Origin of the sequence: Synechococcus sp. MU1625, assembly GCF_020514205.1 — a bacterium.
In the GTDB taxonomy this organism is placed as follows: domain Bacteria; phylum Cyanobacteriota; class Cyanobacteriia; order PCC-6307; family Cyanobiaceae; genus Parasynechococcus.
Map to the genome: position 1 here is coordinate 1 of NZ_VTLA01000007.1, position 23,869 is coordinate 23,869.

The 23,869-nt window shown below is 57.9% G+C and carries 9 protein-coding genes and 1 pseudogene; 3 read left to right on the forward strand and 7 right to left on the reverse strand.

Annotation, left to right across the window (positions count from 1 at the left end):
• Positions 1–13,927 (reverse strand): hypothetical protein (locus FZX13_RS10685; RefSeq protein WP_226409627.1); only part of this gene is annotated, 13,927 nt, incomplete at its 3' end.
• A gap of 255 nt (positions 13,928–14,182) precedes the next feature.
• Between FZX13_RS10685 and FZX13_RS10690 the strand changes: the two genes are divergently transcribed.
• Positions 14,183–14,500, forward strand: coding sequence for a hypothetical protein (locus FZX13_RS10690; protein WP_226409555.1), 318 nt, complete (start codon positions 14,183–14,185; stop codon positions 14,498–14,500).
• 1,112 nt (positions 14,501–15,612) lie between these two features.
• Here the strand turns inward: FZX13_RS10690 and FZX13_RS10695 are convergent.
• The 5 genes and pseudogenes from FZX13_RS10695 to FZX13_RS10720 form a co-directional block, all read right to left on the reverse strand.
• A complete protein-coding gene (locus tag FZX13_RS10695) occupies positions 15,613–15,819 on the reverse strand; it encodes a hypothetical protein (RefSeq protein WP_226409556.1) in 207 nt (68 codons plus the stop codon).
• A gap of 89 nt (positions 15,820–15,908) precedes the next feature.
• A pseudogene (locus FZX13_RS12940) lies at positions 15,909–16,614 on the reverse strand (pirin family protein).
• A gap of 39 nt (positions 16,615–16,653) precedes the next feature.
• On the reverse strand, positions 16,654–17,169 hold the full coding sequence (locus FZX13_RS10710; protein ID WP_226409559.1) for an NADPH-dependent FMN reductase: 516 nt from the start codon (positions 17,167–17,169) through the stop codon (positions 16,654–16,656).
• A 36-nt stretch (positions 17,170–17,205) separates the two neighbouring features.
• Positions 17,206–17,919 carry a rubrerythrin family protein gene (locus FZX13_RS10715; RefSeq protein WP_226409560.1) on the reverse strand — a complete coding sequence of 238 codons (714 nt, stop codon included), beginning with the start codon at positions 17,917–17,919 and terminating at the stop codon, positions 17,206–17,208.
• Positions 17,920–17,997: 78 nt separating this feature from the next.
• Positions 17,998–19,800, reverse strand: a complete 1,803-nt coding sequence (locus FZX13_RS10720; protein ID WP_226409561.1) for a diflavin flavoprotein — start codon at positions 19,798–19,800, stop codon at positions 17,998–18,000.
• Positions 19,801–19,850: 50 nt separating this feature from the next.
• Here FZX13_RS10720 and FZX13_RS10725 point away from each other — a divergent pair, with 50 nt between their 5' ends.
• Both FZX13_RS10725 and FZX13_RS10730 read left to right on the forward strand, forming a co-directional pair.
• Positions 19,851–20,981: a hypothetical protein gene (locus FZX13_RS10725; protein WP_226409562.1), complete on the forward strand. Its 1,131-nt coding sequence runs from the start codon at positions 19,851–19,853 to the stop codon at positions 20,979–20,981.
• A gap of 145 nt (positions 20,982–21,126) precedes the next feature.
• Positions 21,127–22,032 (forward strand): hypothetical protein, encoded by a 906-nt coding sequence (locus FZX13_RS10730; protein WP_226409563.1) that lies wholly within the window; start codon positions 21,127–21,129, stop codon positions 22,030–22,032.
• An 82-nt stretch (positions 22,033–22,114) separates the two neighbouring features.
• Here the strand turns inward: FZX13_RS10730 and FZX13_RS10735 are convergent, their stop codons facing one another.
• A complete protein-coding gene (locus FZX13_RS10735) occupies positions 22,115–23,863 on the reverse strand; it encodes a diflavin flavoprotein (protein WP_226409564.1) in 1,749 nt (582 codons plus the stop codon).
• Positions 23,864–23,869: the final 6 nt, after the last annotated feature.

The following is a 23,869-nucleotide window of genomic DNA, read 5'->3' on the forward strand; positions in this document are numbered from 1 at the left end:
TGGCGGTGATGTCCGCAGCAGCAGCTGTTCCAGCGGCGAGTGTGGAGTTGAAGTTGGTGGGATCGGTGTCGAGATCAGCGATGGCCTGAACAACCGCAGCGGCGGTGCCGGTGATGGCGGTCAGAGCTGAACCATCGATGGTGCCGGTGCCGTTGGCAGCCTCGATGGCGGTGATGTCCGCAGCAGCAGCAGTACCGGTGAGGGTGCTGTTGAAGTTGGTTGGATCGGTGTCCAGGTCTGTAAGCGCCTGAACAACAGCAGCAGCGGTGCCGGTGATGGCGGTCAGAGCTGAACCATCGATGGTGCCGGTGCCGTTGGCAGCCTCGATGGCGGTGATGTCCGCAGCAGCAGCAGAACCAGCAGAGAGCGTGGAGTTGAAGTTGGTTGGATCGGTGTCGAGATCAGCGATGGCCTGAACAACCGCAGCGGCGGTGCCGGTGATGGCGGTCAGAGCGGAACCATCGATGGTGCCGGTGCCGTTGGCAGCCTCGATGGCGGTGATGTCCGCAGCAGCAGCTGTTCCAGCGGCGAGTGTTGAGTTGAAGTTGGTGGGATCGGTGTCGAGATCAGCGATGGCCTGAACAACCGCAGCAGCGGTGCCTGTGATGGCGGTCAGAGCGGAACCATCGATGGTGCCGGTGCCGTTGACGATCTCGATGGCGGTGATGTCCGCTGCAGCAGCAGTACCGGTGAGGGTGCTGTTGAAGTTGGTTGGATCGGTGTCCAGGTCTGTAAGCGCCTGAACAACAGCAGCGGCGGTGCCGGTGATGGCGGTCAGGGCAGAACCGTCGATGGTGCCGGTGCCATTGGCAGCCTCGATGGCGGTGATGTCCGCAGCAGCAGCAGAACCAGCAGAGAGCGTGGAGTTGAAGTTGGTGGGATCGGTGTCGAGATCAGCGATGGCCTGAACAACCGCAGCGGCGGTGCCGGTGATGGCGGTCAGAGCGGAACCATCGATGGTGCCGGTGCCGTTGGCGGCCTCGATGGCGGTGATGTCCGCAGCAGCAGCAGCTCCAGCGGCGAGTGTGGAGTTGAAGTTGGTGGGATCGGTGTCCGAGTCAGCGATGGCCTGAACAACCGCAGCGGCGGTGCCGTTGATGGCGGTCAGAGCTGAACCATCGATGGTGCCGGTGCCATTGGCAGCTTCGATGGCGGTGATGTTCGCAGCAGCAGCAGCTCCAGCGGCGAGTGTGGAGTTGAAGTTGGTGGGATCGGTGTCCGAGTCAGCGATGGCCTGAACGACAGCAGCGGCGGTGCCGTTGATGGCGGTGAGGGCTGAGCCGTTGATGGTGCCGGTGCCGTTGGCGGCCTCGATGGCGGTGATGTCCGCAGCGTCAGCAGCTCCAGCGGCGAGTGTGGAGTTGAAGTTGGTGGGATCTGTATCGAGATCAGCGACGGCCTGAACAACGGCAGCGGCGGTGCCGTTGATGGCGGTCAGAGCAGAACCGTCGATGGTGCCAGTGCCATTGGCAGCTTCTAGAGCGGTGATGTCCGCAGCGTTAGCCGTACCAGCGGAAAGTGTGGAGTTGAAGTTGGTCGGATCCGCATCAAGATCGGTGATTGCCTGAGTGATCTCGGCGTAGGTGCCGGTGATGGCGGTCAGAGCTGAACCATCGATGGTGCCGGTGCCATTGGCGGCCTCGATGGCGGTGATGTCCGCAGCAGCAGCAGTACCGGTGAGGGTGCTGTTGAAGTTGGTGGGATCGGTGTCGAGATCAGCAATGGCCTGAACAACGGCAGCAGCGGTGCCGGTGATGGCGGTCAGGGCTGAGCCGTTGATGGTGCCTGTGCCGTTGGCGGCCTCGATGGCGGTGATGTCCGCAGCGGCAGCCGTACCAGCGGCGAGTGTGGAGTTGAAGTTGGTGGGATCGGTGTCGAGATCAGCGATGGCCTGAACAACAGCAGCGGCGGTGCCGGTGATGGTGGTCAGAGCAGAGCCGTTGATGGTGCCGGTGCCGTTGGCAGCCTCTAGAGCGGTGATGTCCGCAGCAGCGGCAGTTCCAGCAGTGAGTGTGGAGTTGAAGTTGGTCGGATCCGCATCAAGATCGGTTAGAGCCTGAGTGATCTCGGCGTAGGTGCCGTTGATGGCGGTCAGAGCCGAACCGTTGATGGTGCCGGTGCCATTGGCGGCTTCGATTGCAGTGATATCTGTCGCAGTCGCGGTACCGGAGAGAGTGCTGACAATGTTGCCTAAGTTGCTAAAACCATCCCCACTCGCTGCATAAACGTTGCTTACGTTTGCTGCTGTTCCTGTTATTCCCGTTACTTTCGCAAGATTTACATCAATGGTTGTGACTGCGTTGATAGATATCAGATCAGATGCTGCTGCAGATCCAGCTTCAACTGTAATTGTGTATGAGTGACCAGTGCCAGAAAGCCCAGCCAGCTCTGAGGCGGAAACTTCATTGATCGTGGCTGTTACTACACCGCTGCTTGTCTGGCCATTAAGGAGATTGGCTTGAGTAACAGTGAGAGAAATATCGGTCGCTGTTATGTTTGGAGACGTCAATCCTGAGATGGATATATCTACAAGAGCACCGGTATCTGCGGTCATTAACTGTGAATAACTTCCGCTTACTGCAGTGACACCGCTGGCATTAATTGAGCCGGTGCCATTGGCAGCGCTGATGGTAATCAGGTTGGCGGCTGTTGCGGATCCTGTTACCACACTGTTGAAATTAGTTGGATCAGTGTCCAGGTCTGTAAGCGCCTGAACAACAGCAGCAGCGGTGCCATTGATATCCGTCAGAGCCGAACCATTGATGGTGCCGGTGCCATTGGCTGCTTCCAGTGCAGTGATATCCGCAGCGTTTTCAGCTCCAGCAGAGAGGGTGGAATTGAAGTTGGTGGGATCAGTGTCGAGATCGGTTAAGGCCTGAGCAATCTCGGCGTAAGTGCCATTGATGGCGGTCAGGGCTGCACCATTGATGGTGCCGGTGCCATTCGCCGCTTCCAGTGCAGTGATGTTGGTTGCGGTTTCAGCTCCAGCGGAGAGTGTGGAGCTGAAGTTGGTGGGATCAGTGTCGAGATCGGCGATTGCCTGAGTGATCTCGGCGTAGGTGCCGTTGATGGCGGTCAGAGCCGAACCGTTGATGGTGCCTGTGCCGTTGGCGGCCTCAATGGCGGTGACGTCAGTGGCGTCGACGGTGCCAGCAGAGAGTGTGGAGTTGAAGTTGGTGGGATCGGTGTCGAGATCAGCGATGGCCTGAACGACAGCAGCAGCGGTGCCGGTGATGGCAGTCAGAGCTGAACCATCGATTGTGCCTGTGCCGTTGGCGGCCTCGATGGCGGTGATGTCAGCAGCGGCAGCTGTACCAGCGGCGAGTGTGGAGTTGAAGTTGGTGGGATCGGTGTCGAGATCAGCGATGGCCTGAACAACAGCAGCAGCGGTGCCTGTGATGGCGGTCAGAGCTGAACCGTTGATGGTGCCGGTGCCGTTGGCAGCCTCGATGGCGGTGATGTCCGCAGCAGCAGCTGTTCCAGCGGCGAGTGTGGAGTTGAAGTTGGTGGGATCGGTGTCGAGATCAGCGATGGCCTGAACGACAGCAGCGGCGGTGCCGGTGATGGTGGTCAGAGCTGAACCGTTGATGGTTCCGGTGCCGTTGGCAGCCTCGATGGCGGTGATGTCCGCAGCAGCAGCTGTTCCAGCGGCGAGTGTGGAGTTGAAGTTGGTGGGATCGGTGTCGAGATCAGCGATGGCCTGAACAACCGCAGCGGCGGTGCCGGTGATGGTGGTCAGTGCAGAACCGTCGATGGTGCCAGTGCCGTTGGCGGCCTCGATGGCGGTGATGTCGGCAGCAGCGGCAGTTCCAGCGGCGAGTGTGGAGTTGAAGTTGGTGGGATCGGTGTCGAGATCAGCGATGGCCTGAACAACCGCAGCGGCAGTGCCGTTGATGGCGGTCAGTGCAGAACCGTTGATGGTGCCGGTGCCGTTGGCGGCCTCGATGGCGGTGATGTCTGTAGCAGCGGCAGAACCAGCGGCGAGTGTGGAGTTGAAGTTGGTGGGATCGGTATCGAGATCAGCAATGGCCTGAACAACCGCAGCAGCGGTGCCTGTGATGGCGGTCAGAGCAGAACCGTTGATGGTGCCGGTGCCGTTGGCAGCCTCGATGGCGGTGATGTCGGCAGCAGCGGCAGTTCCAGCGGCGAGTGTGGAGTTGAAGTTGGTGGGATCGGTGTCGAGATCAGCGATGGCCTGAACAACCGCAGCAGCTGTGCCGGTGATGGTGGTCAGAGCTGAACCGTCGATGGTGCCGGTGCCGTTGGCAGCTTCTAAGGCGGTGATGTCCGCAGCGGCAGCAGTTCCAGCGGAGAGTGTGGAGTTGAAGTTGGTGGGATCCGCATCGAGATCGGTCAGAGCCTGAACAATCTGGGCATAGGTGCCGTTGATGGCGGTCAGAGCTGAACCGGTGATGGTGCCGGTGCCATTGGCGGCCTCGATGGCGGTGATGTCCGCAGCGTCAGCAGCACCTGTAAGGGTGCTGTTGAAGTTGTCGGGATCGGTGTCGAGATCAGCGATGGCCTGAACAACCGCAGCGGCGGTACCAGTGATGGCGGTCAGTGCTGAACCATCGATGGTGCCGGTGCCGTTGGCGGCCTCGATGGCGGTGATGTCCGCAGCAGCGGCAGAACCAGCGGAGAGTGTGGAGTTGAAGTTGGTGGGATCGGTGTCGAGGTCAGCGATGGCCTGAACGACAGCAGCGGCGGTGCCGTTGATGGCGGTGAGGGCAGAACCGTTGATGGTGCCGGAGCCATTGGCAGCTTCCAGTAAAGCGATATTGGCTGCTGTTTCAGCTCCAGCAGAGAGTGTGGAGTTGAAGTTGGTGGGATCGGTATCGAGATCCGCTAGAGCCTGAGCAATCTGGGTGTATGTGCCGTTGATGGCGGTTAGCGCTGAACCGTTGATGGTGCCGGTGCCATTGGCAGCTTCCAGTGCAGTGATGTCAGTGGCGTCTTCAGCTCCAGCGGAGAGTGTGGAGTTGAAGTTGGTGGGATCCGCATCGAGATCGGTGAGGGCCTGAGCAATCTGGGCGTAGGTGCCATTGATGGCGGTCAGGGCAGAACCATTGATGGTGCCGGTGCCATTGGCAGCTTCGATGGCGGTGATGTCCGCAGCGTCAGCAGTACCGGTGAGGGTGCTGTTGAAGTTGGTGGGATCGGTGTCGAGATCAGCAATGGCCTGAACAACCGCATCGGCTGTACCGGTGATGGCGGTGAGAGCCGAACCGTTGATGGTGCCGGTGCCGTTGGCGGCCTCAATGGCGGTGATGTCTGTAGCAGCGGCAGAACCAGCGGCGAGTGTGGAGTTGAAGTTGGTGGGATCGGTGTCGAGATCAGCAATGGCCTGAACAACCGCAGCGGCGGTGCCGGTGATGGTGGTCAGAGCAGAACCGTTGATGGTGCCGGTGCCATTGGCGGCCTCTATGGCGGTGATGTCCGCAGCGGCAGCAGTACCGGCAGAGAGCGTGGAGTTGAAGTTGGTGGGATCGGTGTCGAGATCAGCGATGGCCTGAACAACCGCAGCGGCGGTGCCGTTGATGGCGGTCAGGGCAGAACCGTTGATGGTGCCGGTGCCATTGGCAGCTTCTAAGGCAGTGATATCCGCAGCGTTTTCAGCTCCAGCAGAGAGTGTGGAGTTGAAGTTGGTGGGATCCGCATCGAGATCGGTTAAGGCCTGAGCAATCTCGGCGTAAGTGCCATTGATGGCGGTCAGGGCAGAACCGTCGATGGTGCCGGTGCCATTGGCAGCCTCTAGAGCTGTGATATCAGTGGCGTCTTCAGCTCCAGCGGTGAGTGTGGAGTTGAAGTTGGTGGGATCGGTATCGAGATCGGTCAGAGCCTGAGCAATTTCTGCGTAGGTGCCGTTGATGGCAGTCAGGGCTGAGCCGTTGATGGTGCCGGTGCCATTGGCGGCCTCGATGGAGGTGATGTCCGCAGCGTCAGCAGCTCCAGCGGAGAGTGTGGAGCTGAAGTTGGTTGGATCAGTATCAAGGAAACCAATCGCACTAACAATTCGCTCGGCAGTGCCGTTGATAGCGGTCAGCGCTGAACCGTCGATGGTGCCGCTGCCGTTTGAGGCTTCTAAAACCGTGATGTCGTCAGCTTCAGCTGTGCCAGCGGAGAGTGTGGAGTTGAAGTTGGTGGGATCGGTATCGAGATCGGTCAGAGCCTGAGCAATTGCCGTAGCTGAACCATTAATCGCGGTTAGGGCCGAACCGTTGATGGTGCCGGTGCCGTTGGCGGCCTCGATGGCGGCGATGTCCGCAGCAGTAGCAGTTCCAGCGGCGAGCGTGGAGTTGAAGTTGGTGGGATCGGTGTCGAGATCAGCAATGGCCTGAACAACAGCAGCGGCGGTGCCGGTGATGGTGGTCAGGGCTGAACCGTTGATGGTGCCGGTGCCGTTGGCAGCCTCGATGGCGGTGATGTCTGCAGCAGCAGCTGTTCCAGCAGAGAGTGTGGAGTTGAAGTTGGTTGGATCGGTGTCGAGATCAGCGATGGCCTGAACGACAGCAGCAGCAGTGCCGTTGATGGCGGTCAGATTTGAACCATCGATGGTGCCTGTGCCGTTGGCGGCCTCGATGGCGGTGATGTCCGCAGCGTCAGCAGCTCCAGCGGCGAGTGTGGAGTTGAAGTTGGTGGGATCGGTGTCGAGATCAGCGATGGCCTGAACAACAGCAGCGGCGGTGCCGGTGATGGTGGTCAGGGCAGAACCGTTGATGGTGCCCGTGCCATTGGCAGCTTCTAAGGCGGTGATGTCCGCAGCGGCAGCTGTACCAGCAGAGAGCGTGGAGTTGAAGTTGGTGGGATCCGCATCAAGATCCGCCAGAGCCTGAGTGATTTCGGCATAGGTGCCATTGATGGCCGTCAGTGCTGTACCGGTGATGGTGCCGGTGCCATTGGCGGCCTCGATGGCAGTGATATCGGTCGCTGTGGCGGCACCTGTAAGGGTGCTGTTGAAGTTGGTGGGATCTGTATCGAGATCAGCGATGGCTTGAACAACAGCAGCGGCGGTGCCGGTGATGGCGGTCAGGGCTGAGCCGTTGATGGTGCCGGTGCCGTTGGCAGCTTCGATGGCGGCGATGTCCGCAGCAGTAGCTGTTCCAGCGGCGAGCGTGGAGTTGAAGTTGGTGGGATCGGTATCGAGATCAGCGATGGCCTGAACAACAGCAGCGGCGGTGCCGGTGATGGTGGTCAGAGCTGAACCGTCAATGGTGCCCGTGCCATTGGCGGCTTCGATGGCGGTGATGTCCGCAGCGGCAGCAGTACCGGTGAGTGTGCTGTTGAAGTTGGTGGGATCAGCATCGAGATCAGCGATGGCCTGAACAACAGCAGCGGCGGTGCCGTTGATGGCGGTCAGTGCTGAACCGGTGATGGTGCCGCTGCCATTGGCAGCTTCGATGGCGGTGATGTCCGCAGCGGCAGCAGTACCGGTGAGTGTGGTGCCGAAGTTAGTGGGATCGGTGTCGAGATCAGCGATGGCCTGAACAACAGCAGCAGCGGTGCCGTTGATGGCGGTCAGTGAAGAACCATTGATGGTGCCGGTGCCATTGGCGGCCTCGATGGCGGTGATGTCCGCAGCGGCAGCCGTACCAGCGGCGAGTGTGGAGTTGAAGTTGGTGGGATCGGTGTCGAGATCGCTCAGGGCTGAAACAACATCAGCCGCAGCACCATTGAGGGCGGTCAGAGCTGAGCCGTTGATGGTGCCTGTTCCATTTAGGAGGTTGATTGCACCTATGGAACTTGCCGTTTCAGTGCCGGCAGCCAGCGTGATGTTGAAGTTGGTGGGATCGGTGTCGAGATCAGCGATGGCCTGAACAATCGCAGCGGCGGTGCCGGTGATGGCGGTCAGTGCAGAACCGTTGATGGTGCCGGTGCCATTGGCAGCCTCGATGGCGGTGATGTCTGTAGCAGCAGCAGTACCGGTGAGGGTGCTGTTGAAGTTGGTGGGATCGGTGTCGAGATCAGCGATGGCTTGAACAACAGCAGCGGCGGTGCCGGTGATGGCGGTCAGAGCTGAACCGTTGATGGTGCCGGTGCCATTGGCAGCCTCGATGGCGGTGATGTCTGTAGCAGCAGCAGAACCAGCGGCGAGTGTGGAGTTGAAGTTGGTGGGATCGGTGTCGAGATCAGCGATGGCCTGAACCACAGCAGCGGCGGTGCCGGTGATGGTGGTTAGAGCAGAGCCGTTGATGGTGCCAGTGCCATTGGCAGCTTCTAAGGCGGTGATGTCTGCAGCAGCAGCTGTACCAGCAGAGAGCGTGGAGCTGAAGTTGGTGGGATCCGCATCAAGATCCGCCAGAGCCTGAACAATCTCGGCGTAGGTGCCGTTGATGGCGGTCAGAGCTGAACCGTCGATGGTGCCGGTGCCATTGGCAGCTTCTAGTGCAGTGATAGCTGTTGCGTTTTCAGCTCCAGCGGAGAGTGTGGAGTTGTAGTTGGTGGGATCCGCATCAAGATCGGTTAGTGCCTGAGTGATTTCTGCACAGGTGCCATTGATGGATGTCAGTGCTGTACCGGTGATGGTGCCGGTGCCGTTGGCGGCCTCGATGGCGGTGACGTCCGTAGCGTCAGCAGCACCTGTAAGGGTGCTGTTGAAGTTGGTGGGATCTGTATCGAGATCAGCAATGGCTTGAACCACAGCAGCGGCGGTGCCGGTGATGGCGGTCAGAGCTGAACCGTTGATGGTGCCGGTGCCGTTGGCGGCCTCGATGGCGGTGATGTCCGCAGCAGCGGCAGAACCAGCGGCGAGTGTGGAGTTGAAGTTGGTGGGATCGGTGTCGAGATCAGCGATGGCCTGAACGACAGCAGCGGCGGTGCCGGTGATGGTGGTCAGGGCTGAACCGTCGATGGTGCCGGTGCCGTTGGCAGCTTCTAAGGCGGTGATGTCAGCAGCGGCAGCTGTACCAGCGGAAAGTGTGGAGTTGAAGTTGGTGGGATCCGCATCGAGATCGGTCAGAGCCTGAACAATCTGGGCATAGGTGCCATTGATTGCGGTCAGCGCTGAACCGGTGATGGTGCCGGTGCCATTGGCGGCCTCGATGGCGGTGATGTCCACAGCATCAGCAGCACCTGTAAGGGTGCTGTTGAAGTTGGTGGGATCGGTGTCGAGATCAGCGATGGCCTGAACAACAGCAGCGGCGGTGCCGGTGATGGCGGTCAGAGCTGAACCGTTGATGGTGCCGGTGCCATTGGCAGCCTCGATGGCTGTGATGTCCGCAGCAGCAGCAGAACCAGCGGCGAGCGTGGAGTTGAAGTTGGTGGGATCGGTGTCGAGATCAGCGATGGCCTGAACAACAGCAGCGGCGGTGCCGTGGATTGCAGTCAGAGCAGAGCCGTTGATGGTGCCGGTGCCATTGGCAGCTTCTAAGGCAGTGATGTCAGTGGCGTTTTCAGCTCCAGCGGAGAGCGTGGAGTTGAAATTGGTGGGATCAGTATCGAGATCGGTTAAAGCCTGAGCAATCTCGGCATAGGTGCCGTTGATGGCGGTCAGAGCAGAGCCGTTGATGGTTCCAGTGCCATTGGCAGCTTCCAGTGCAGTGATGTCAGTGGCGTCTTCAGCTCCTGCAGAGAGTGTGGAGTTGAAGTTGGTGGGATCCGCATCGAGATCGGTCAGAGCCTGAACAATCTCGGCATAGGTGCCATTGATGGCCGTCAGAGCTGAACCGTTGATGGTGCCGGTGCCATTGGCCGCTTCTAGAGCGGTGATGTCCGCAGCGTCTTCAGCTCCAGCGGAGAGTGTGGAGTTGAAGTTGGTGGGATCAGTATCGAGATCGGCCAGAGCCTGAACAATCTGGGCATAGGTGCCATTGATGGCCGTCAGAGCTGAACCGTTGATGGTGCCGGTGCCGTTAGCAGCTTCGATGGCAGTGATGTCAGTTGCGTCAACGTCGCCAGCAGTGAGTGTGGAGTCGAATCGAACTGGATTGGTATCTAGATCTGCAACGGCTTGAACAACAGCTGCAGCTGTTCCATTAATAACCGTGAGCAATTGTCCATCGATGGTGCCGGTGCCGTTAGCGGCCTCGATGGCGGTGATGTCCGCAGCGGCAGCTGTACCAGCAGAGAGCGTGGAGTTGAAATTAGTTGGATCAGTGTCCAGGTCTGTAAGCGCCTGAACAACAGCAGCGGCGGTGCCGTTGATGGCGGTCAGAGCTGAACCGTTGATGTCGCCGGAGCCATTGGCAGCTTCTAGAGCGGTGATGTCCGCAGCGTCTTCAGCTCCAGCGGAGAGTGTGGAGTCGAAGTTGGTGGGATCCGCATCGAGATCGGTGAGGGCCTGTGCAATTTCGGCATAGGTGCCATTGATGGCCGTCAGCGCTGAACCAGTGATGGTGCCGGTTCCGTTAGCAGCCTCGATGGCAGTGATATCGGTCGCTGTGGCGGCGCCTGTAAGGGTGCTGTTGAAGTTGGTGGGATCGGTGTCGAGATCAGCGATGGCCTGAACGACAGCAGCAGCGGTGCCGGTGATGGCCGTCAGCGCTGAACCGTTGATGGTGCCGGTGCCATTGGCGGCCTCGATGGCGGTGATGTCCGCAGCAGCAGCTGTTCCAGCGGCGAGTGTGGAGTTGAAGTTGGTGGGATCGGTGTCGAGATCAGCAATGGCCTGAACAACCGCAGCAGCAGTGCCGGTGATGGTGGTCAGTGCAGAACCGTCGATGGTGCCGGTGCCGTTGGCGGCCTCGATGGCGGTGATGTCAGCAGCGGCAGCTGTACCAGCAGAGAGTGTGGAGTTGAAGTTGGTGGGATCGGTGTCGAGATCAGCGATGGCCTGAACAACAGCAGCGGCGGTGCCGTTGATGGCGGTCAGAGCTGAACCGTTGATGTCGCCGGAGCCATTGGCAGCTTCCAGTAAAGCGATATTGGCTGCTGTTTCAGCTCCAGCGGAGAGCGTGGAGTCGAAGTTGGTGGGATCGGTGTCGAGATCGGTGAGGGCCTGTGCAATTTCGGCATAGGTGCCGTTGATGGCGGTCAGAGCTGAACCGTTGATGGTGCCGGTGCCGTTGGCGGCCTCGATGGCAGTGATATCGGTCGCTGTGGCGACACCTGTAAGGGTGCTGTTGAAGTTGGTGGGATCGGTGTCGAGATCAGCGATGGCCTGAACGACAGCAGCGGCAGTACCTGTGATGGTGTCCACATTTGAACCATCGATGGTGCCGGTGCCATTGGCGGCCTCGATGGCGGTGATGTCTGTAGCAGCAGCAGAACCACCGGCGAGTGTGGAGTTGAAGTTGGTGGGATCGGTGTCGAGATCAGCGATGGCCTGAACAACAGCAGCGGCAGTGCCGTTGATGGCGGTCAGTGCAGAACCGTTGATGGTGCCGGTGCCGTTGGCGGCCTCGATGGCGGTGATGTCTGTAGCAGCAGCAGAACCAGCGGCGAGTGTGGAGTTGAAGTTGGTGGGATCGGTGTCGAGATCAGCGATGGCCTGAACAACAGCAGCGGCGGTGCCGGTGATGGTGGTTAGAGCAGAGCCGTTGATGGTGCCAGTGCCATTGGCAGCTTCTAAGGCGGTGATGTCTGCAGCAGCAGCTGTACCAGCAGAGAGCGTGGAGCTGAAGTTGGTGGGATCCGCATCAAGATCCGCCAGAGCCTGAACAATCTCGGCATAGGTGCCATTGATGGCAGTCAGAGCTGAACCGTCGATGGTGCCGGTGCCATTGGCGGCTTCCAGTGCAGTGATGTCAGTGGCGTCTTCAGCTCCAGCGGAGAGTGTGGAGTTGAAGTTGGTGGGATCGGAATCGAGATCGGTGAGGGCCTGAGCAATCTGGGTGTAGGTGCCGTTGATAGCGGTCAGGGCAGAACCGTTGATGGTGCCGGTGCCGTTATCCGCTTCGATAAGGGTGATATTGGCCGCTGTGGCGACACCTGTAAGGGTCGAGTTGTAATTATCAGGATCAGTGTCGAGATCAATAATGGCCTGAATAACTGCCGCAGCAGTGCCGTTGATAGCGGTCAGGGCAGAACCGTCGATGCTGCCGCTGCCATTGGCAGCTTCTAGAGCGGCGATGTCCGCAGCATCAGCAGTACCGGTGAGGGTGCTGTTGAAATTGGTGGGATCGGTGTCGAGATCAGCGATGGCCTGAAGGACAGCAGCGGCGGTGCCGTTGATGGCGGTCAGTGCTGAACCGGTGATGGTGCCGGTGCCGTTGGCGGCCTCGATGGCGGTGATGTCTGTAGCAGCAGCAGTACCGGTGAGGGTGCTGTTGAAATTGGTGGGATCGGTGTCGAGATCAGCGATGGCCTGAACCACAGCAGCGGCGGTGCCGGTGATGGCGGTCAGGGCTGAACCATCGATTGTGCCTGTGCCGTTGGCAGCCTCGATGGCGGTGATGTCTGTAGCAGCAGCAGTTCCAGAGGCGAGTGTGGAGTTGAAGTTGGTGGGATCTGTATCGAGATCAGCGATGGCTTGAACAACCGCAGCAGCGGTGCCGGTGATGGCGGTCAGGGCTGAACCGTTGATGGTGCCGGTGCCATTGGCGGCCTCGATGGCGGCGATGTCCGCAGCGGTAGCAGTTCCAGCGGCGAGTGTGGAGTTGAAGTTGGTGGGATCGGTGTCGAGATCAGCGATGGCCTGAACCACAGCAGCGGCGGTGCCGGTGATGGTGGTTAGAGCAGAGCCGTCGATGGTGCCAGTGCCATTGGCAGCTTCTAAGGCGGTGATGTCAGCAGCGGCAGCTGTACCGGCAGAGAGCGTGGAGTTGAAGTTTGTGGGATCCGCATCAAGATCCGCCAGAGCCTGAGTGATCTCGGCGTAGGTGCCGTTGATGGCGGTCAGAGCTGAACCGGTGATGGTGCCTGTGCCATTGGCGGCCTCGATGGCAGTGATATCGGTCGCTGTGGCGGCACCTGTAAGGGTGCTGTTGAAGTTGGTGGGATCTGTATCGAGATCAGCGATGGCTTGAACCACAGCAGCAGCGGTGCCGGTGATGGCGGTCAGTGCTGAACCATCGATGGTGCCGGTGCCATTGGCGGCCTCGATGGCGGTGATGTCTGTAGCAGCGGCAGAACCAGCGGCGAGTGTGGAGTTGAAGTTGGTGGGATCGGTGTCGAGATCAGCGATGGCCTGAACAACAGCAGCGGCGGTGCCGTTGATGGCGGTCAGTGCAGCACCGTTGATGGTGCCAGTTCCATTAGTTGCTTCTAGAGCGGTGATGTCAGCAGCGTTAGCCGTACCAGCGGAAAGTGTGGAGCTGAAGTTGGTGGGATCCGCATCGAGATCGGTCAGAGCCTGAACAATCTCGGCGTAGGTGCCGTTGATGGCGGTTAGGGCAGAACCATTGATGGTGCCGGAGCCATTGGCAGCTTCCAGTGCAGTGATGTTGGTTGCTGTTTCAGCTCCAGCAGAGAGGGTGGAGTTGAAGTTGGTGGGATCAGTATCGAGATCGGTTAGGGCCTGAGCAATCTCGGCATAGGTGCCATTGATGGCGGTCAGAGCTGAACCGTTGATGTTGCCAAGGCCATTGGCGGCCTCAATGGCGGTCACATCAGTGGCAGTGACGGCACCAGCAGAGAGTGTGGAGTTGAAGTTGGTGGGATCAGTATCGAGATCAGCGATGGCCTGAACAACAGCAGCCGCAGTGCCATTGATGGCGGTTAGAGCTGAACCATTGATGGTGCCGGTGCCGTTGGCAGCTTCGATGGCAGTGATGTCTGCAGCAGCAGCCGTACCAGCAGAGAGCGTGGAGTTGAAGTTGGTGGGATCGGTGTCGAGATCAGCGATGGCCTGAACGACATCAGCGGCTGAGCCGTTAATTGACGTTATTGCTGAGCCATTTAAATTACCTGAAGTGCCTGTATTTTTGGCTGCTGTGATGTAAGTGCCTGTAAATGCACCAGCTTTGAAAACAATATTATTTGATCCGTCCCAGTCGCCGTGACCGGTTATGTTGTCTCCATCATCAACCTCAATATCATCACCTGCTGCCAAAACGTGTTCCCATTTTGGTGCTGTGCTTGCAAACAGCTTGGATGGTGAAGCGTGCACGTCAAGATTCCAGCTTCCTCCTTGTGATTCAGATCCGACTTTTGTAGTGGAAGCAAAAACGTGAGCAGTCATGATGTTGCTGAGGGTTTGGAGAAAATTGAAATCAGATCCGGCTTCGCATGAATATAGAGAAACGCTCTTTAAGTTCCAGGATTGAAGCTCGCTTTTGCGAGAAACAATTTGATCAATATTAATTTGATGGCTGCCAATATTCATCTTTCCACTACTTCCATGGCACAAAACTGCAAGCTCTTGGAAATTATTTGCAGCAACTTCAGCGCCAATCGCTTTGATGGCGTCGTCATTTGGGCTGATGGGCAGGAGCTGGTAGCTCGAATCCACGCTGTCCAAAAGAAGATTCAGGTCAGGAAGACCAATGTCGTAAGCCAAGAGACTTGTGGCAGTTGCTTGACTGGCACGACCTTCAAGAGCTGGAATGCTCACGAAATCAACAAGAGTTCTAGGCATTTTCGCGGAGCCGTTTGGGTCTGTCAATCCCAGGTAGGCCAGTGCTGACTTTGAATCTCCCCGTTTTTTATGTCTCGCTTCGCTTGTTCCCGGCTTGCTTTGCTCCTTGAACTTCCTCGGAGTGTTGTGCGGACTTCGATGAAGGTCTGGCTCGTTGATTTTGCCTGAATTGTTTACTGTCCCGCCTCTGTTTAGGGCGATGTTGATTTCCTTGCCTACTTTTTTCGGCAACTGTGCCACAAGCTCTGGCTTTGTTGGCTGTTCATGGTGCTGGTTTTGAAGCATTTTCGTCACTCCTGTTTTGTCGAGTGGCAATTGTTTTGCTAATGATATTTATTGTTGTCTTTTTTGGAGAAGTAATTCTCTATTTGCGCCTCGGATTGACACCTCCGTCTAAGGATCCCCACAAAACTACCTTAAAGTTCCCTGAGATTTGGCCTTAATGCTGTCTTTTAGGTTTATTAGTCATTGCCTTAAAAGCATGCTTTTCTTGGCTGTTTAGCCTTTGCCTCGTTCTTGTGAGGTGCTTTGCCATCTGAGGAAATACAAATACCAGCGCGCTTCTCCTGCATTCATCAAGAAAAGACGCCTTTGTCTAGATGCGTCTATGCAGGTATAGTTTATGAGTTAAATCTATGTGCGGCTCTGCTTGCAGGTCGTTTTCGCTTGGTCTGTCGCCTCAATCCTTTTCGCCATCTCAGATTTTGGGATCTCGCCCCTGTTCGATCAGCAACGCTTTGAGCATTTGTACTAGACCTTCCTGATAGCTGCATCCATAGCCAGCATCGGCGAGTGCTGCCCTGATCTTTGGTTTAGCCTCCTGGCGCACAAAAAAGGTGATTGCTGATCTTCCCGACCTGGAGGGTTGCTGTCTGTTGCTACCGGGTGCTTGTTCTGGCATTTGATCGCTGAAGGCTGTATCCCCATCTTTCGATGCTTTTCATGCTTTGAAATCCCCCCATGGGGTGAGTGTTCTTTCGCTGGTTGACCCGATTGCATCCCTCATTTGAGGGATGCAGTATCCCTCGAAGCATTTTCTTTTATGTTTGCTGCATGAGTTCACTCGATGTTGCGCAGTGAATCGCCCAACTGATGGTGGGCCGATTTCGATCAATCCTTGTTCATTCAGTTCCTGATGATTCTGCGGTTTTGCCTCTGTTTCAGGCCACGCCGATCTCAGATTCTTCCTGGGCAAGGCGCCAGTCCAGCAGGGCTTTGACGTCAGCCAATGAGCAGGTTGGTGTGCGGAAAGGCAGCAATCGCATTGGGCTGCGTTCCGGCCTCACCAGCCAGCTCCGGTTGGTTTGAGGCATCAAAAGAAAGCCGCGGTACCGAACCGAGGTCTCTTGGCTGTTCATGAATCCCATCGCTCTAGGGATTGTTTGTAGATATCCCATTTATTTCAAGGGATAAGGCCTGGTTTCTTTCGCTTCCACTAGTTCTTTTCCGGTTTGCTTCATGCCAGGGCAAACAGCAGAACGTCGGCGCGTTCACTGAGGCCGATCAGTTCGCCTTGCGTTGCTACCTCCTGGATCAACCCAACCCATCGCCCCGCTGCAGTAACTGCTCGTGTGCGCCCGCACTGTTGAGCTTCAGCTCCCTATCAATCATCTGAATCCAGAGCAATCGCTCCTTGATGACGGGCCATGGCAAGTGCTGTAGGTATTGCGGTTGGGCACGCCAGAGGCGCACTCGACGTTCAATGGCCATCGCCTCGCCGGATGCGCCGGGCTCAATCAAGGGCGTCCAGCCCTCGCCGATCGCGAAGGGTTTCTGCTGGTAGGCGGGTGGATGCCCAGCTGTGCTGGCTCAATCCAGATCTGCAGCAGCCTGTAGGGCGCGCCGTTCTGGTTGATCTCGCTGTGCACGATGCCGCTGCCGGCACTCATCCGCTGCAACTCGCCGGCGTGCAGCACCGCGCTGTTGCCCATCGAGTCGGAATGGTTCAGGGCCCCATCCACCATCACCGTGATGATTTCCATGCCCTGGTGGGGGTGCATGCCAAACCCCTTGCCTGCAGCAATGGTGTGGTCGTTGATCACCCGCAGGGAGCCGAAGCCCATCCAGTTCGGATCCTGATGGTTGGCGAAGCTGAAGCTGTATCAGGAATCGAGCCAGTCCAGCTGGCTGTGAAAGTGCAGGTCTGCGGGTCGCAGGATCAGGGTTGATGTGTTGGCGGGGGCGTCCGGAGCATGGGCCGCTCAGAGTTGGAGGGGTTGCATCTGCAGCAGCCGTTGCACCAGGTCACTGATGCTGTCGTCCTGCGCTGGTTTGGCGTGGTTGCTCAGCAGCTGACGTCCCACCACCTGAGCTCCGAGGTGGCTGAGCTGGATGCGCAGCGACACCAGCAGTTCCATGCCGCCACCGCCGGAGAAGGTGGCCATGGCGATCGGCCGTCCGTTGAACAGGGATCGGAAATCGTCGTCGGTCACCGAGAGCCAGGCAATGGCATTGGTGAGTGACGGCGGAATCGAGCCGTTGTACTCCGGGGCGCAGATCACCCAGCGAGGTGTTTGGCGCAGTTGGTCGTGCAGGGCCATCAGGTCAGGACCTGCCCCTGCTGCCTGGACTCGCGGCGTGAACAGGGGCAGGTCGAGTTGCGTGAGATCGATCACCTCGGCGTTGGCGTTCTGAGCTGCTGCGGCTTGCACGAAGCGTTCCGCGAGCTTGAGGTTCTCGCCATTGCTCGCTGTCAGAACGATGAGGTCAAAGGACATGGAGACGAGGGCTCTTGATGGAATCGTGCAAGGGCGTCAGGCCGCTTTCAACTCGGCTTCACGGTAAGGAACGAAGCTGGCTTTGCGGGCGCCGCAGATCGGGCAGTGCCAATCGTCGGGAATCGCCTCAAACGGGGTGCCTGGGGCGATGCCGGAATCCGGATCTCCCTCGGCGGGGTCGTAAATCATCGAGCACACCTTGCAGATCCACTTGCCTGGAAGGGCTTGATCGGCTTGGCCTGCCGTTCCTTTGCCTTGCAGTGCTTCCAGGGCGACGCCATAGGTTTCGGCGTGATGTTGTTCGATGGGGGTTAGCAGGCCGAAGTTCTTAGCGGCTGTCCGGAAGGTGCCGGCATGCTCCTTGGATTCGCTGCTTTGCTCGGCAAATTCCGCCTCGGCTCCGCTGTCCCGGTCCTGACGGGCCTGGGCGGCGAACTCCGGATACATCGTTGTGTACTCGTAGGTTTCGCCTTCAATCGCCAGTTCCAGGCAGCGGGTCAGGATGGCCTGCTTCTCTTCGTCGCTGAGCTGGTCGGGGTTGCCCACCACTAATTCGGGATGCAGTAGGCGGAAGTGCGCAAAGGCATGCTCTGTTTCTTGGGCCGCGGTTTCACGAAACAATTTGGCCAGGTCTTTGTGACCCAGTTGTTTGGCCACATCCGCAAAGAACAGGTACTTGCGGTTGGCCATGCTCTCGCCGCCAAATGCGGCTTCGAGATTGGTGTGGGTGGATGGCTTGGAGAGGTCCATCGAGGAGAAGCGATCGTTCCAAAAGACTACTCCTAACTCATACTCGCTATGAGTTAGGAGATGTTACGGGTTGCCGGCTCAGTAGTTGGCGCCGCTCCGGCGTTGGTGCACCGCAGTGCTGCCCTTCGCATCCAGTACCCCACCGTGATCCACTTCGGCGTAGATCAACCAGTGGTCGCCGCATTCCATCCGCTGGCTTACTTTCCCGTCTAGCCAGGCCAGGGCATCCGGTAGCAACGGCTGATCGGCGGGGCTTGTGTCGAGCTCAAGACCTGCAAAGCGATCAGCACCGGGCTCGAACGGCTGCAGGAATTGCTTCATCGCTGCTGTTTCGCGACCTTCTGCCAAAACGTTCAAGGCGAAGCGATCGCCCTTGTGCAGCAAGGCTTCTACGGCGCGGTCTTTGGCGACTGCCACCGTGATGCCGGGAGGACTGAAGCTCGCCTGACTCACCCAGCTGGCCACCATGGCTCCGCTTAGATCAGCTTTACGTGTGGTGAGCACGCAGAGGGAGCCGATCACGCGGCCCAGGGCTAGTACCGCTGGATCGCTGCGGCTTTCACTCAACCCTCCTGCACTGCGCCGCTGCGCTCGCTTCTGGCTCTGCAGCAGTTGACGGGCGAAACGGGTGCCGGTCTCTTCCAGCTCTTTCACCCGTGCGGCATCTGGACTGAACTTCACCCGGATCGGCTCGAAGCCAAAGCTGAAGCCGCCGTCCCGCAGCTTGGTTTCCAGCAGATCCACCGCCTCGCCGCTCCAGCCGAAGCTGCCGAATACCCCCACGGGCTTGTTGCGATCTCCTTCCGCCAACAGGGTGCCCAAGGCCGAAACAATCGGCGTGGGGGCATGACCCCCCAGGGTCGGTGAGCCGATCAACACGGCATCGGCTAGCTGGATGGTGCTCACCAGTTCATCGGCCGGGGTGAATTCGCAGTTCAAGCTGCTCACCCGGATGCCGGTGCGGCTGACCCCGCGGGCCAGGGCGTCGGCAATGGCCGCGGTGTTGCCGTAGGCGCTGGCGAACAGCAGGGCCACCGTCAGGCTGGCGTTCTGCTGGCCTTCTCCCCAGCGGCGGTAGTCACTGAGCAGGCTGCGCCAACTGGCTTCGATCGCGGGGCCATGGCCCGGAGCGATGGTGCGGATATCCAGCTCTTCGAGCCGTTCCACCAGGGCATCCACCTGACTGGCCATGGGAGCCATCAGGCAGTCATAGAAGTGACGGCGCTCTTCTTCTGTGCTGCTGCGGTTGCTTTCGGCCCAGCTGTCTGTGCAAAGGTGAGCACTGAAGAATTTGTCGCTCATCAGCAAGCCGAGGCTTTCCTCAAACGCCAGCAACCCGCCAGGCCAACGGGGGGTTGGGGCCGGCAGCAGCATCAGGCTGCGCTGATGGCTGAGGGCAAGCGTTTGCTCCTGGCGGATGATCCGCAGGGGCGGCAGGTCGGGCAAGGGTGGCTGTTCGCTTGTTTCTCCGGGCGGGGCCGGTTTGCGTTGGCTCCACAGTTCATTGATCAACTTGGCGCCCGGGTTGGAGACGATCAGTTCCAGCCCGGCATAGGCCTCCGCTAAATCCCGCAGCAAGGCAACGCGATTGGGATTGACGTGACCCACGACCACCAGTAGTGGCGCATCGTTGCTGGGTAGGGCGTCGGCAAGCACCGGAAGAAAGGCGCCGCTGTAGGCCACACCTGGAGGGTGAACCAACACGGCCGGGGCACCATCACCGGCCTCAAACAACACGCTGTTGGCGGTGCTTCCCCGCTCTAGGGCGTACTCCAGTTCAAAGCGGTTTCGTTGAGGGCTCAGACCGCGGAGACCAACGACCCCATCGTCGATCGGCAGTTGGATCGTGCGACGCGTGGTTGCGGTGCTGTTCACGCTCATCTTCGAAGCCAGTTGAATGTAGGCGTGTTGTTAGTGAGAGCAGCAGACCTGTGGCGCAGAGCGTTGTTGTTCTCTCTTCCCAGCTGATCACCACCCTCTCGGCTCTGGCCTATCTGCGCTGGCGAGGAATACGAGGAACCCGGCTGCACGTTGTCTCGCCTTATCGCGACGAGTTCAGCCATTCGACCAAAGCCTTCCAGCCGCTGTTGCGGGATCTCGCTTCCCAGAATGGACATCAGTGCCAGTTCATCCAGATCCCCCCTGATCAGACTCGAGTGCTCCAGCTCAGCGCTGGGGAAAGCCTGCTGATTCGGTCTGAGCCCCTGAAGTGCAGCCTGCTGCTGCTGCCACGGTTGGATGATCGTGAAGGGCAGCAGATGCTGCTTTCATACCAGGCTTCAGAAGTGGTGGAGCTGGGGGAATCGATTGGGGTCGAGACGCGCTTGTATTCAGATCAAGCGCAGCGCAAACGCAGCAAGGTGCTGGAGGTCGTGAATTGTTCTGAAGTCATTCCTTCGGTTCGTCAGGATCCGCTGCTGCCTTTTGACCGTCCTGTTGAGCCGTTGCGGCTCCAGGCCATGCTCGACATTTGCGCCAGTTTTCAGAAGGCTTTCGTCGATAGCCAAGCGATCCGTGGACCGCAGCCAACGGGTGTGCTGCTCTGCCTGCCCTATCTGAGAGTGCCGAAATGGCACATGCGCTGGCGGCTTTTGGGTCGATCCTTTGGCTGGCGCCGGGCGCCAGGGATCGAGAACCAGACCTATTTCAGGCGTGCCATTCGTGCCGCGTTACGACCTCTATCGGTTGATGTGCCGTTGCGGGTGCAAGCCCACCCCAAGAACGAAACACACCACGCCTTGATCGAACGGTTGTTGGCTTCGCTGCGGCCACGCAGATCCTGGGAGCTGCTCCCCGCCGATGAACCTCTGGAGGTGCGTTTGTTGCGTGGTTGGTCTGATGAAGTGAGTGAACCTTCGCCTGTGCTGGGTTTTGGCACCAATCTTTTGGCTGCAGCGGTGTTTCTCGCGCCCCATCACCGAAGGGTTGGCATCTGCCAGCCGGCGGAGCAAGGTTGGTGGCGGCGCTGCTTAGATCCGTGGCTCAACTGCCGTGAATGGCGGAGGAGTAAGCACGTGCGCGCCATGCTGAGAAACCTTCTGGATGCTTTGGATCAGCTCTAGGTTTAGTAGCTCGCAATTTTTCATGAGTGCACCAAAATAGTTGACAAGTTTTTAACTATTTTGGTGTAATTTATTTTTAGGCAATCGCTGAAGATCTAAACCGAATTGACTGGTGTACAATTAAGCGGTGATTTTTGAGGCGCGCGTGAATTTCTTGCTAGTTTTAGGAACTCAAAAATGCGGGACAACTTGGCTGGGTAGTGCGATTGGGCGCCATCCTCAGTATTTCAGGGTCATGAAGGAGTGGCGATCGCTTGCAGAAATTGAAAAAAAGTTTTTAGAAAATAAAGAAGAGTTCAAAGCGAAAGAGATTCCTGTTTATTTGAAAAATTTAAGTCAAGAGGAATTTATGGCTTTTCCGCTTAAGGAAAGAAGAAAGTATGCTTCTGATGGCTTGAGTAATTACTTTAGCGTAGCGGTATCGGCTTTCCAGTGGACAAAGAAAGGTGTTGAAAAAGATATAAAAGCTGTTGGTGATATTACTGGAGTAAATGGTACATTAGATGAGGAGTTTTTATATCTTTACAAAAATGTTGCAAAGAGTTTAGGGATAAACTTAAAGCCAACGTATTTGATGCGAGATCCAGTTTCTAGGCATTTTTCTGCCGTCAGAATGATATTCTGGAATAAAGTTTTGGGCAACAGAAAATCCATGTGTGAAGGCTTCTCGGTAGAAGAGCATGCTCAAATGCTTCATCAATTTTGTCTTGAATGCTTGGATTCTGATAAATTCAAAAAGAGAGCGAGTTACGAGAAAATTGTGCCAAAAATAGAGAGAGTGTTTGGGCGAGAGGAAATTCTTTTTTGTTTTAGCGAAGATTTGAGAAAACCCGATAGTATTAATCAATTCATTGATTATCTAGAGCTTGACCCTTTAAAATATAATAGTAAAGAAGTATCTCAGCTGCGAGCCAACGTTGGATCGCTGGAGTATCGGTTTCCCGATGAAATCATAGAAAAAGTTTATGACCGCTATCGCTCAACTTATTCCTTTGTTAGAAATAGATTTGGCGCTTCGGTGCCCATTGATTGGTTGAATTTATCGAAATGATGTTGTCGAATTGAATATAACCTGAGGTTATTTTTTATCTTTGATCAGCGTATATTATTTCCAAATTTATTGTTGTGTTGTTTTAGTAGTGATTCCCCACCTTGCGGTGATGCACCGCGGTGCTGGCATCGGCATCGGCCACGTTGCCTTGCTCCACGACGGCATAGATGATCCAGTGATCGGGGCCTTCCATTCGCTGATCCACCCGGCAGCCAAGAAAAGCCAGTGCATCGGCCAGCACCGGGCCTCCATCGGCTGTTCCTTCCAGCACATTCACCCCGGCGAAACGATCGGCACCGGGGGGGAAGCGTTTGAGGAAATGCCGCATCAGCTCCTGGTGGTTGTCCTGCCGGAGAACATTCAGCACGAACCTGTCGCCGACCTGCATGAGTGCTTCGATCGCACGATCTTTGGCGACAGCAATCGTGAGCCCCGGTGGTGTGAAGCTGGCTTGGCTCACCCAGCTGGCCACCATGGCGCTGCGGCGCTGCGATTCGCCGTCCCCCTGGCTTGCGGTAACCACATAGAGGCCACCACTGATGCGACCAAGAGCCTTGTCGAGGTCGCCATCGAGGCTTTTCATCGCCGCGATTGTCTTCTCCTTGGTGAGCAGCTGACCAAGGTCGGTGCCGGACTCTTCACAACGTTGATAGTCGCTGCCCTGGGGTAGTTGTTTGATCCTTAATGGGCTGAATGCTGCTTTCTGTCCCTGGCTGCGCAGTTGATCGGCGACGGCGTCGATCGGTTCATCGTTGCCGCCGAAGGCGTCGTAGACCCCCACCAGTTGCTTGGGATGAAGGGCCGCCAGCAGGGTGCCGATCGAGGCCTGGAGATCAGCTTCCGGTTCCGATGGCCAGGTCGGCACCACAACAGCCTTGGCATCGCCAATGAGTGCGGTGAGTTCCTGGGGATCGGTGGCCCGCAAGTCAACCAGTTGCACCTGAGCATCCGCCTTGCCGATGCCGTGGGCAATGGCCTGGCTGATCCGATCGGAGAAGCCGTACTGGCTCAGATAACAGACGGCTGCATAACTTTCTCCCTTGCTGCGTTGACCACTCCAGTCGCGGTAGTCACTGACCCAGTGGCTGAGGTGATGGCGTAGCAGGGGGCCATGGCCCACGGCGATCGTGTTGATCTCCGGCAGGCCATCCATGCGCTTGAGGGCCTGCAGAACGCTGCGGGCATTGGGACCCATCAAGCAGTCGTAGTAGAAGCGGAAATCGGGAGCGATGGCGCCAGGGTCGGCGTCAAAGACATCGTCGGAGCAGTAATGCAGGCCGAAGGCGTCGCAGGTGTAGAGGATGCCTGTGCCGTGATCGAAGGAAAAGATGGTGTCTGGCCAGTGCAGGTTCGGAGCGCTCAGGAATTCGAAGCGGTGCTGAATGCCGCTGGCTGGGTTCGTGCCGAGATCAAGTTCTTCCCCGGATTTCACGGCACGGGATTTGAAGGGTCGGTGCACCTGGTCCTGCAGGAACTGCAGCGCCACCTTCGATCCGACGATTTCAATGTTTGGGTTGAGGTCGATCAAATCCCCAATCAGTCCGGAATGGTCCGGCTCCGTGTGGCTCACGATCAACACATCAATCTCGATTGGATCGATCTGCTCCTTGAGCAGGGGAATCCAGGTATCGCGGAACTTGGCGTGGCTGGTGTCGATCAGGGCTGTGCGTTCGCCCCGCACCAGGAAGGCGTTGTAGGTGGTGCCGTTGCGCAGGCCGAATTCGATGTCGAAGCGGCTGCGATCCCAGTCCAGGGAACGAATCGTGCTGGTGTCGGCTGCAATGGCCTCGCACTGCAGCGACAGCTTCGGAGCAGCGGGAGCAACGACCATGAAACC